Source organism: Planococcus halocryophilus (assembly GCF_001687585.2).
In the GTDB taxonomy this organism is placed as follows: Bacteria; Bacillota; Bacilli; order Bacillales_A; family Planococcaceae; genus Planococcus; species Planococcus halocryophilus.
In genome coordinates this window covers 561,556-573,310 of record NZ_CP016537.2, presented here as the reverse complement: position 1 = coordinate 573,310, position 11,755 = coordinate 561,556, and the positions used below count along the sequence as shown (strand labels likewise).

The window sequence follows — 11,755 nt, the reverse complement described above, 5'->3', positions numbered from 1 at the left end:
TCAGTGCTTTTACAAATGAACAATCAATTATCCGATACTGTAACCATGCCGTACGATGTAATCAAATGCCACATGTTTTGCGGGATATCTAATGTTCCTACCATGTTTTGCTTGATAACGGGATTGATTTCCTGCTCTTTGCCTTGTTTGATTTTTTCTGTCCACTCAGGATCGATCAATGCTTGGCGACCCATCACGACTATATCGGCACCTTCTGCCATCGCCAATAAAGCATCTTCTGGTGTTTTCACACTACCAACAGCTACAAATGGCACGCGGCCTTTAATTTGATCCGCTAAAATACGAATGATGCTGTCGCCTTGTTCAGCGCCTTTTGGCGTTTTCTTAAATTCGAACAACGACACGTGAATATAATGAATACCACGATCGATCAATTCTTCCACCAATATTTTCGTTTCTTCGATTGTATAACCTGTAGTTTTTTCATTGTTTTCTTCTGGTGATAGGCGGTAGCCTACGATAAATTGTTCATCCGCATATTTAGCCACTATGTCTTGAACTTTTTTCATGACGGCAAGTGGGAATCTCATGCGATTTACAAGCGTGCCTCCCCATTGATCTTGACGCTGGTTCGTCACTGATGAAACAAATTGCTGAAGCAAATACGTGTTAGCACCATGAATTTCAACACCGTCAAATCCTGCTTCGATCGCTCTTTTTGTTGTTTCACCAAAATCTTCGATAATCGCGTAAATTTCGGCTTCAGTCAATTCGCGCGGAGTTGGCTTGCCAGCTTCACCCGGAACAGCACTTGGCGCTACCGTTTCGTTTGCTTTAATCAATTCAGGCTTGCTTTGACGACCACCGTGTTGCATTTGCAGTATAGCTTTACTGCCTTTTGATTTCATTTCTTTTGCTAGCTGTTTCAAGCGTGGCAATGCACTATCGTCAAAACCAATAAATTGATTTGGAAACGCAATGCCGTTTTCTGAAACCGCGATGCACGCCGTAACGTATAAACTGCCTAGACCCGCGCGGCGGTTGTAATAGCTTAACTCTTCATCGGAAACCGTGCCATCTTCATTTCCTGAATAAGTCGTCATCGGTGCCACACCAAGACGATCGTTTAACACGACGCCATTTGGCAAAGTGATTTCGTTAAATAAATCTTTATATAATGACTTCATGGAAGTTCCTCTTTTCTTCGTTCTCATCTTTTCCGAAAGGTATCGGTATTTCAAAATAGCATATGGATTTTAAGGAATCAAGAATACGCGCTCGCCTCGTTTTTTCGGTACATTATTTTTGACCACTCTTTATCTGAGTGGTACGCTTTTCTCGAATTCGTATCTAGAGGAGGAATTTTTCATGCCAGCACAATTACATAAAGAAATTCAGTTGGCGAACCGCCCGGAAGGCATGCCAACTAATGATGATTTTAATTTTGTCGAAAAAGAAATTCCGACACCCGCTGAAAATGAAGTTTTGTTAAAAACACTTTACCTATCCGTAGATCCATATATGCGCGGACGGATGAGAGATGTAAAATCTTATATCCCACCATTCGAATTAAACCAAGCATTAACTGGCGGCCTTTTAGCTGAAGTTGTTGAATCACGCTCGGATTTATTCGAAAAAGGGGACATCGTCAGCAGCAATCTTAGCTGGGCTGAGTACAATGTAGCAAATGCTAGCAAGCTGCAAAAAATTGACCCAACCGCCGCATCTATTACGGCACACTTGAGTGTTCTAGGATTGACTGGACTTACTGCTTATTTCGGATTGCTTGATATTGCGAATCCGCAAGCAGGCGAAACGGTGGTCGTTTCAGGCGCAGCCGGTGCTGTCGGTTCGATTGTTGGCCAAATCGCAAAAATTAAAGGAACTCGCGTTGTTGGAATCGCCGGCTCTGATGATAAAATCGATTACTTGATCAATGAACTCGGTTTTGACGCTGCCGTTAATTATAAAAAAGACAGCTTTAAAGAAGACTTGATCAACGCACTTCCTGACGGCGTTGACGTGTATTTTGATAATGTTGGTGGCGACATTTCTGACGCCGTTATTCGTCAGTTAAACAAACATGCACGCATTTCATTATGCGGTGCCATTTCTTCTTATAACAATGAAGAGGGAGACCTTGGGCCACGCATGCAAGGGCAATTTATACGGACGAGCACAATGATGAAAGGCTTTACGCTTGGCGACTATGCAAAAGAATTGCCAACAGGCGTTGCGGCATTAACGCAATGGCTACAAGAAGGAAAATTGAAATACGATGAGACGATTGTCGAAGGCTTTGAAAATACGCCAGAAGCATTCCTTGGCTTGTTCAAAGGTACAAACCTCGGCAAACAATTAGTAAAAGTCGCAGATCCTGAGTTTGCTCAGCTATAAAACGATGAAAAGCCGCCTAGTTTAGGCGGCTTTTTTCCATTTAATGGCGATACTGTCGAGATTGCGTGAAATACTGTCCGAATTGGATAGAATACTGTCGAAATCGAGCCGAATACTGTCCAAAATCGAGAAATACTGTCCAACAGTGAATTCCCGTTACAAGTCTCTAAGAAAACGAAAGACCATGCGCGGCAAGCCAAATAAAAGCTCCAAGCCCTCTACTATAAATTCCACCACATCAAAAATCCACCAGCGATTTTTCTTTTCTTTCTCTTTCGATTTGATTTCCACTCGCTACGCCTACCCTTCTGCTTTTTTACATAATACGCAGCAAAGCAGACATGGTTTCATTTTCCAGACAAATCAAATACTGATGCCAATAAACGCAATGTGTTCATGCGGTTAGCGGCACCCGAAATATTCGGGATAATGGTGATTTCATCGGCTTCGAATCGTTCAGCAAGATCTTCAATTTGCTCTTTTACTTGCTTCGCAGTTCCGATCAACATGCGCTGACGATTGCGATCCACTTTTTCTTGTTCACTTGCACTAAAGCCTCGCTTCCGAGCTGTTTCGGCCGACGGATAATAAGGTGGTGGTGAATCAGATTCAATAAACAACAACCACAAATCAAATGCAGTAGCTAACTCCTCAGCTTTTTCCACCGTTTCAGCAACCACTGCAAAAACAGCTAGAATCACTTTTGGTTCTTGTAAAAAAACCGATGGCTGAAATTCCGCACGATACGCTTTCACGACATCTACTGATTGTCCTGAAGGCTTCGCAAAATGTGCATAGGCATAACTCATGCCTTTTTCAGCTGCCAATTTCGCACTGCCAAGTCCGGTACCGAGCAGCCACATTTCGGGTGCTGTATTTATCATCGGCATCGCCACTAACGTTTGAAAGCGATGCTCACTCTTCGTATCATCGGAGAAATATTTTTGAAGGTCCGTTACTTGTTGATCGTACGGCAACCGTTTTGTTTTGCTTTCATTTAATGCTTCGTTAACGTTGCGATAGCTTCGTGAACGACCAATGCCAAGATCAATGCGACCTGGATGCAACGCTTCAAGCATACGGAAATTCTCTGCTACTTTATAAGCACTGTAATGAGGCAACATGACACCACCCGATCCGATGCGAATGGTTCTAGTAGAAGTTGCTAAATGCATCATCAACATTTCCGGCGTACTGCCTGCGACCGATTCGACTTTATGATGCTCAGCTACCCAAAATCGCTTAAAGCCAAGCGTTTCTGCTAGTTGCGCAAGTTTGGTCGTTTGTTCAAGCGCCACCACCGCGGTCTGTCCTTCATCAATTGGTGAATAATCCAAGACGTTCAACACAACCATTTGCCCGCCTCCTTTCCACAATGACTAAATCTTAGCACGCCAATCAAATCCCCTTCTACTCTACAGTCTTCCAATACTGAATAAATCCATTTTGTGACAAACACTTTAAATTATCAGTTTTTTTCGAATCGCCTCAGTACCGCTTTTATTGGCTAGTAGCTTAAACTTAAGATTAAGAACCGTTACGAAATCACTCCACCAAGAAAGGCAGGAGCTTTGATATGAAAACACTGACATTTGCAGGCTTTGTGATTTTATTGCTATTGTTGCTTTCAGGTTGTGGAAGCTCAAGTATCTCAGAGTCGAGCAGCGCTGATTCGGGGCAAGCAACAAAGACAAGCACGTCCAAATTTCCAGACAATCCAAACACAGACCTCGAGTTCGATACAGACAAACTGCAAGATATCTACTTAGCTGGCGGCTGTTTCTGGGGCGTCGAAGCTTATATGGCAAGAGTTTACGGCGTTTATGATGTGACATCGGGTTACGCTAATGGCAATACGGAAAACCCTACTTATGAAGAAGTGGTTCGTGAAAATACCGGACATGCTGAAACAGTCCATGTCCGGTACGACCCAGAACGCGTGGATTTAGAAGAAGTATTGAATCATTACTTTATGATCATTGACCCTACACTGTTAAATCAACAAGGCAATGATCGCGGAGAACAGTACCGAACAGGCATTTATTATGAAAATGAAGCTGACCGAACTGTGATCGATAAAGTGGTGACGGCCCAAGAAGATCGCTATGACGATCCAATCGTTACTGAAGTTGAAATGCTGGATCATTATTATTTAGCTGAAGAGTACCATCAAGATTATCTAGAGAAAAATCCAGATGGCTACTGCCACGTCGAATTTGATACGTTAGAAGATCAAAAATTAGGCGAAGACGCGCAGTCGTTAATCGACCCAGCGCTTTATCCGAAACCAAGTGACGACGAACTAAAAGCAACATTAACCGATATTCAATATGCCGTCACGCAAGAAGATGATACAGAACGCGCATTTTCAAGTGAATATGATGGCTTTTATGAACCAGGAATTTATGTCGACATCACAACAGGAGAACCACTTTTCTCTTCTGCCGACAAATACGATTCCACAACCGGATGGCCGAGTTTTACAAAGCCGATTGATCCCGACGTAGTGACTGAACACGATGACGGCTTGTTCTTTATGAAACGAACCGAAATTAGAAGTCGCGCCGGAGACAGTCACTTAGGACATGTTTTTAACGACGGCCCCGAAGACAAAGGCGGCTTACGCTACTGCATGAACGGCGCAGCGTTGCTGTTTGTTCCTGAAGCAGATATGGAAGCAGAAGGCTATGGCTTCTTATTGGATAAAGTAAATTAATTGCCTGTCATTAATAAATGAAAACACAAAATCCCGAACACCATCTATCAAATGGAGTTCGGGATTTTGTGTTTTCGAGGTGAATAATTCGCTACAGGCGGACGCTTTCCGCGGGCACAGCCTCTGCCGCTTCGTCAGTGAGTCTTATGCCCGTCGAATCTACACGGGCGCTTCCGCTTTTCTATCATCAATCCACAATAAAATATCTTGCATCTGGATGCGCAAAGACGATTGCGGACACTGATGCTTCGGGGTCCATCATGTATTCTTCGGTTAAATGAACGCCGATGTCTTCGGGTTTGATTAAGTTGAATAATTTGGCTTGGTCTTCTAAGTTCGGGCATGCAGGATACCCGAAAGAGAAGCGTTGCCCTTGGTATTTGGCAGCAAAGCGTTCGCGCATGGAGAAATCGGTTGCGTCTGGGAATCCCCATTGGTCGCGGATTTCTTGGTGAATGCGCTCGGCAAAGCCTTCTGCTAGTTCAAGTGCTGTTGCTTGCAGTGCATGGCTTTCTAAAAATTTGCCTTGTTCTTTCAAGCGTGTCGCTTGCTCACGCACACCAAATCCAGCTGTTACTTGCATAAAGGCCACGTAATCCATTTCGCCGCTGTCGACAGATTTTAAGTAATCGGACAAACATAAAAATGGTGGCGCTGATTGACGCGGGAATGTAAAACGCTCGATTTCCGTTTTGCCGTCTGTTGGATCGTAAACGATGACATCGTCTCCGTCACTTTGAGCCGGGAAAAACTGATACAGACCCGATGGCTTTAATACACCTGAACCTAAGAACTCAGTCGCCAGTTCATGAAGCTGAACAGCACGCGGGTCGCCATTTGCTAGTGTTTTTTCGCTATAGCCTTTTAACCCGAGGTGATGGCCAATCAATGTGCGCATATTGACGTATGGGTATAAATGAGCCACTGAATAATCTTTCAATACGTGACGACGCAAATCATTTGGCACGTAAACTGTAACATCTTCACGTACGGTTTTCACTGGTTTTTCAGCAACCGCAACAGCTGGTTTTGCGGCACGTACGGCTTCAGAAGCTTGGCGTTTTTCTTGCTGCGCATCTAATTCCAACAACAGCTCTGCTTTTCCTGCTCCGCTTTGCAAACGGTTTGCCAAGTCGAGTCCTTGCATCGCATCTTTCGCGTAAATCACCGGACCGTCGTATTCTGCTGAAATTTTCGTTTCGGTAAAGCGTCTCGATAACGCCGCTCCCCCTACCAAAATAGGTACATCTATGCCTGCTTCTTTAAAATCTTGCGCGGTAATGACCATTTGTTTTGCCGACTTAACGAGTAGCCCTGACAAACCAATCATGTCTGGCTTTTCTTTTCGAATCACTTCGATCAACGTAGCCGGTGTCACTTTAATCCCTACGTCAATGACTTTAAAGCCATTATTGCTCAAAATGATTTCCACTAAGTTTTTGCCGATGTCATGGACATCGCCTTTAACAGTAGCCAAAACGATTTTCCCTTTTCCAGAATCGTCTTCTTTTTTCTCCATAAACTGCTCAAGAAATGACACTGCTGCTTTCATGACGCCTGCACTTTGCAGCACTTCTGCCACAATCAATTGATTGTCGTTAAACAATCGACCCACTTCAGCCATCCCTTTCATCAAAGGTCCATTAATGACATCAAGCGGTTCATCGTACATATCCAACGCTTTTTCCAAATCGGGAATCAAGCCTTCTTTTGTTCCTTCTATAATATAGTAAGCTAACCGATCCGGTACCGTTTTCGGGATATCGTCTTCGGTTTTCTCTTTTTTCTTATCGCGATAAAAAGCCGTAAAGTCAGCTAACGTAGCATCTGTAGTGGTAAACAGCAGTTCATTGGCCATATCAATTTCTTGCTTCGGAATTGAGGCATAACGTTCTAGCTTTTCTGTATTGACGATGGCATAATCCAAACCGGCCTGTGTGCAATGGTACAAATACACGGCATTTAACACTTCACGACCAACCGGTGGCAAGCCAAATGACACATTGCTGACGCCTAAAATCGTTAACGTACGCGGCAGCTTTTCTTTAATGAGACGAATGCCTTCAATCGTCTCAACTGCAGAACCGATATATTGTTGATCTCCTGTTCCGACTGGGAACACGAGTGGATCAAAAATGATATCTTCTGGTGCAAGTCCCCATTTATTGACTAGCAAATCATAAGAGCGTTCTGCAATTTCAAGTTTCCGTTCACGTGTAACGGCCATTCCCACTTCATCAATCGTTCCAACCACAACAGCAGCTCCGTATTTTTTCACAAGCGGCATTACGGCCTCAAAGCGTTCTTCTCCATCTTCTAAGTTAATGGAGTTGATAATAGCTTTCCCTTGTGAAAATTTCAACGCCACTTCAATGACTTCTTCATCCGTGGAATCAATTACAAGCGGCACTTTTACTTTCTTCACGACTTCTTTCATGAAATGAGTCATGTCTTCCACTTCGTCACGGTCGGGGTTTGCCAAACAAATATCAATGACATGCGCCCCATTTTTCACTTGCGCACGAGCGATTTCAGCGGCTTCTTCAAACTGACCATCAATAATTAACCGTTTGAATTTACGAGAACCGATAACATTGGTCCGCTCTCCGATAAATAATGGACGCATTGTTTCATCGTATTGCAAAGGCTCAATCCCGGATACCACATGCCCGTGTTCGACAGGGTCTGGTTTTCTCGGTGGCAAGCCCTCCATTGCTTCTCGAACTGCCGCTATATGCGCTGGAGTTGTCCCACAACAACCACCCACGACGTTCAACCATCCTTTATCCGCAAAGCCGCGCAATTTTTTCGCAAGCGATTCTGGCGTTTCATGGTAATGACCGTCTTCATCGGGTAAACCAGCGTTCGGGTAACAACTAACATAGCCATCCGACAGCTCTGACAACGAACGAATATGATCGGTCATAAATTCTGGACCTGTTGCACAGTTTAACCCAACTGATAGTGGTTTGACATGTTCAATGGAAATGTAAAAAGCTTCAATACTTTGACCCGCAAGCGTCGTTCCCATCGGTTCGATGGTGCCGGACACCATAATCGGCAATTCAATGCCGGTTTCTTCGAACGCTTGTTTAATCCCAATAGTTGCGGCTTTAACGTTTAACATATCTTGACTGGTTTCCAATAAAATCAAATCGGCGCCGCCTTCAACTAATGCTTTCGCTTGCACATAAAAATTTTCCAGCATTTCATCAAAAGTGGCACCGCCTGTTACAGACAAGGTTTTCGTTGTCGGTCCAATAGCACCTGCCACAAAACGAGGCCATTCCGCTGTAGAAAAAGCAGCAGTCGCCTCTTTTGCAATTTCGACTGCTCGTCTATTAATGTCCGCTGCTTGGTCACCGATTCCGTATTCGTCCAATACGATTGGCGTGCCACCAAACGTATTGGTGCAAAGAATATCGGCGCCAGCTTCAAGATAAGCGATATGAACATTTTTAATAACGTCTGGACGAACAATGTTCAAGTATTCATTGCAGCCATCAAACTCTTCTCCGCCAAAATCTTCAGGAGACAAATCTTCGTTTTGAATCATCGTTCCCATGGCTCCGTCGATGATCAATATTCTTTTTTCCAGTTGTTGTTCAATAAGATGCTTGGACATGGCTGTGATCGCTCTCTTTCTGTTGATCTAGTTGACGAATATAGTGAATCAGTTCCACGGTCATATCGTACCGAACAAATGGTGTGATTAAGTAGATACCATGGAACAATTCGGCTGCAGTATCAATTAATTCTTTCGCAATTTGAATGCCTTCTTGAGTTGCAAGGTCTTTGTCATCACCGCATGCACGCATGCGCGCTAATGCATCATCTGACAGCTTAATGCCTGGCACTTCATTGTGCAGGAATTCTGCACTGCGAATACTGGTCAATGGCATTACCCCAATAAAAATTGGCGTTTCTAAATGTTTGGTCGCTTCGTAAATTTCTGTAATTTTCTCTTTCGTATAAACCGGCTGCGAAATAAAATAATCAGCGCCACTTTCGATTTTCTTTTCGAGTCTCGCTACAGCTCTGTCAAGCACACGAACATTCGGGTTGAATGCGGCGGCAACTGAGAAGTTGGCTTTTTTCCGTAACGACTTTCCGGAAAATGAAATGCCTTCATTTAACTTCTTGATTAATTGAATCAATTCCATACTCGATACGTCATAAACACTTGTAGCTCCTGGAAAATCCCCTACTTTAGTTGGGTCACCCGTCACGGCAAGTATATCGTGTATGCCAAGTGCATCGAGGCCCATCAAATGCGATTGCAAACCAATTAAATTGCGGTCACGGCACGTAATATGAGCAAGTGCACGAATGTCTTCTGTATGTTTTAAAATCGAACCCATTGCCATATTGCTAATGCGTGGTGACGCTAGTGAATTATCGGCCATTGTTACCGCATCGACGCCAGCTGCTTTTAACGCAACCGAACCTTCTAAAAATTTCGTAACATCTAAATGACGTGGTGTGTCGAGTTCTACAATAATCGTGCGTTCGGTTTTTGCTTTTTCGTGAAGTGGCTTTACTTCTAACGCTTCGGCTTCTCGAATAACGATTGGCTTTCTTTCGGTTACTTCTTTATGAACAATCGGCGCCAGCTGACCTAGATGCTTTTTCACGGCTTCAATATGTTTTGGCGTCGTTCCGCAACAGCCACCAATTAAGCGAACGCCTTCTTCTCTTAACAATAAAGCAGCGCGGCCAAAATAATCGGCCTCTGATTCATAAACAATTCGCCCGTCTTCCACATCCAGTAAGCTGGCATTTGGATAAGCTGATAGAAAAGCTTTTTCAGGCAATGTCACTTCTTCAAATGCTTGAATGGTATGGTGAGGCCCTAATCGGCAATTGACCCCAACAATGTCTGCACCGAGTGATTCTAATTGATGCAACGCATCGTTTAACGACATCCCATTTTGCAAAATTCCTGGGTCATGCATTGACACTTGGGCAATCAGCGGTGTATTGGTAATGCTCTTTAAATGTTTCACAGTTGCTGCGAGTTCTTCAAAATCGTAATAAGTTTCTAACAATAACCCATCTGGATTACCTTCTAATAAGTAGGTGGCTTGCTGGTCAACCATGGCAATGATTTCTTGCAAACTGGCATCGCTTTTTCGGATACCTCGAATTCCACCAATCGTTCCAAAAACAAATTGTCCACCTGGTGCTGCTGCTCGGTTTGCGATTTCAATAGCGGCTTTGTTAATCTCTGCGACTTGCGATTCTAAGCCGTAACGAGCTAGTTTCAGCGCATTCGCCCCGTACGTATTGGTTTGGATAATATCTGCTCCCGCTTTGATATAATCGAGATGGATTTTCTCAACGATTTCGGGGCGTTGTAAATTCAGCTCTTCGTTGCAATACTCGATGCCGTATGAATACAGCAAAGTTCCCATAGCACCATCTGCTGTCAAAATTTTCGTCTTCAACTCATCTAATAAACCCATCTATTAACCCCCTTAATATAAACAAAAAAAGCCTTCATGAAAAAGAAGGCTTTACGATATCAAACTCGTTCCTTTTCATCTGTCAGGCATTTTTTTGCCTGCTGGATTTAGCACCTTACCTTGCGGCTGGTTGCTGAAGTGTCGTAGGGCCAGTCCCTCAACTTCTCTCGATAAGAATTCACTATTCAGTTATTAAGTATTCTTAGTATAGTACAGGTATCTAAAGGTCAGGTCAAGATAATCTGTCAAAAAACCGTGAACTTTCTGTGAAATTCCACAAAAGACATTTTTCTTGGACGACTCTATATTAAATCAATACACAAAACCCTATCCAGAAGAAAACTTCCAGACAGGGCTTTTGGGCTTTCATGTTCCGCATTGTGTTAATTCATCAGTTGAAAATAAGCTTTGCAGTTCTTTTACCGGTCGTACATTGGGCTGGCCTTTATAATTCGTAAATTCGATTTCTCCAATGTGCATCCCTACATTGTATTCTCCAATAATCGTATCTAACAGAATAAAGGAAGCCGAAACAAACTCATCTTCATTTTCTTCGTTAAACCCTTTAATATAAAGAATCAAATTGAGTTCACCGTTAGTTTCTTCTTTTTCGTATGTACAAAAAAGATCATCCCATCCCAATTCGATATCGCCATATTCTACTGTAACTTCTTCTGCTTGTTGTTGCCGAAATGCAGTAATGTCAAAAGCACTAAGTGTAGGAGCGTGTTTAACTAATTCAATCACATCGTCAAAAGCTTCAACCATGCCATCTGCACTAATGATGAATTCCCGTTTACCATCCTTCCGAATGTCGCCCATTTCAAAAGCCAAGTGTTTATTTACTTTCTGCAACTTCTTTTCTAATTGGTTAAACAGTTTAACTTCACCTGTACCTTCTAGTTTAAGGTATGCCTGCTCGTTGACCACAAACCACTCCCAAAAAGCTGTCACCTTATTTTTTCTCCTCGGCAACCAATTCATCTCACTATCCCCTTTGCATCCATCTGTGATTACTTATTTCTATCATAATCATATTTACACAAAAGCGATAGTTCTTTTTATCTGTGAAAAAAAGACTATTTAGAAGTCACTTTTTTCATAAGTATGAAATTTCTACATTAACAAGATACTGATGATCCGTTAACATTTGAAATATCAATTCCGTTCCAAATGTCACGATGATAAAACCAATTTAAACAAATGTCGATAGCTT

8 protein-coding genes and 1 riboswitch are annotated in these 11,755 nt (G+C 42.9%); of the genes, 2 read left to right on the top strand and 6 right to left on the bottom strand.

Features of this window, described 5'->3' with window-relative positions; translation table 11 throughout:
* Positions 1-23 precede the first annotated feature (23 nt).
* On the bottom strand, positions 24-1,148 hold the full coding sequence (locus BBI08_RS02980; RefSeq protein WP_008497359.1) for an NADH-dependent flavin oxidoreductase: 1,125 nt from the start codon (positions 1,146-1,148) through the stop codon (positions 24-26).
* 181 nt (positions 1,149-1,329) lie between these two features.
* Here BBI08_RS02980 and BBI08_RS02975 point away from each other — a divergent pair, with 181 nt between their 5' ends.
* A complete protein-coding gene (locus BBI08_RS02975; protein WP_008497361.1) occupies positions 1,330-2,358 on the top strand; it encodes an NADP-dependent oxidoreductase in 1,029 nt (342 codons plus the stop codon).
* Positions 2,359-2,514: 156 nt separating this feature from the next.
* On the opposite strand, the gene BBI08_RS17355 is transcribed toward BBI08_RS02975, so the two are convergent.
* Entirely contained in the window at positions 2,515-2,649 is a 135-nt protein-coding gene (locus tag BBI08_RS17355) for a hypothetical protein (RefSeq protein WP_008497362.1), read from the bottom strand.
* A 56-nt stretch (positions 2,650-2,705) separates the two neighbouring features.
* Positions 2,706-3,713, bottom strand: a complete 1,008-nt coding sequence (locus BBI08_RS02970; protein ID WP_065528473.1) for an LLM class flavin-dependent oxidoreductase — start codon at positions 3,711-3,713, stop codon at positions 2,706-2,708.
* Positions 3,714-3,934: 221 nt separating this feature from the next.
* Here BBI08_RS02970 and msrB point away from each other — a divergent pair, with 221 nt between their 5' ends.
* Positions 3,935-5,074 carry a peptide-methionine (R)-S-oxide reductase MsrB gene (gene msrB / locus BBI08_RS02965; protein WP_008497363.1) on the top strand — a complete coding sequence of 380 codons (1,140 nt, stop codon included), beginning with the start codon at positions 3,935-3,937 and terminating at the stop codon, positions 5,072-5,074.
* A 187-nt stretch (positions 5,075-5,261) separates the two neighbouring features.
* On the opposite strand, the gene metH is transcribed toward msrB, so the two are convergent.
* The 3 genes from metH to BBI08_RS02950 form a co-directional block, all read right to left on the bottom strand.
* Positions 5,262-8,699: a methionine synthase gene (gene metH / locus BBI08_RS02960; protein ID WP_065528472.1), complete on the bottom strand. Its 3,438-nt coding sequence runs from the start codon at positions 8,697-8,699 to the stop codon at positions 5,262-5,264.
* Positions 8,680-10,539 (bottom strand): bifunctional homocysteine S-methyltransferase/methylenetetrahydrofolate reductase, encoded by a 1,860-nt coding sequence (locus BBI08_RS02955; protein ID WP_008497364.1) that lies wholly within the window; start codon positions 10,537-10,539, stop codon positions 8,680-8,682. The genes metH and BBI08_RS02955 overlap by 20 nt, the downstream gene beginning before the upstream one ends.
* 72 nt (positions 10,540-10,611) lie before the next feature.
* A riboswitch (SAM riboswitch) is annotated at positions 10,612-10,716 on the bottom strand.
* Between the two features lie 189 nt (positions 10,717-10,905).
* Positions 10,906-11,493, bottom strand: coding sequence for a hypothetical protein (locus tag BBI08_RS02950; RefSeq protein ID WP_008497365.1), 588 nt, complete (start codon positions 11,491-11,493; stop codon positions 10,906-10,908).
* Positions 11,494-11,755: the final 262 nt, after the last annotated feature.

Bases quoted from the DNA above. Each gene is read 5' to 3' on its own strand.
- BBI08_RS02980 (WP_008497359.1), bottom strand. From the start codon at position 1,148: ATGAAGTCATTATATAAAGATTTATTTAACGAAATCACTTTGCCAAAT.
- BBI08_RS02975 (WP_008497361.1), top strand. From the start codon at position 1,330: ATGCCAGCACAATTACATAAAGAAATTCAGTTGGCGAACCGCCCGGAA.
- BBI08_RS02970 (WP_065528473.1), bottom strand. From the start codon at position 3,713: ATGGTTGTGTTGAACGTCTTGGATTATTCACCAATTGATGAAGGACAG.
- msrB (WP_008497363.1), top strand. From the start codon at position 3,935: ATGAAAACACTGACATTTGCAGGCTTTGTGATTTTATTGCTATTGTTG.
- metH (WP_065528472.1), bottom strand. From the start codon at position 8,699: ATGTCCAAGCATCTTATTGAACAACAACTGGAAAAAAGAATATTGATC.
- BBI08_RS02955 (WP_008497364.1), bottom strand. From the start codon at position 10,539: ATGGGTTTATTAGATGAGTTGAAGACGAAAATTTTGACAGCAGATGGT.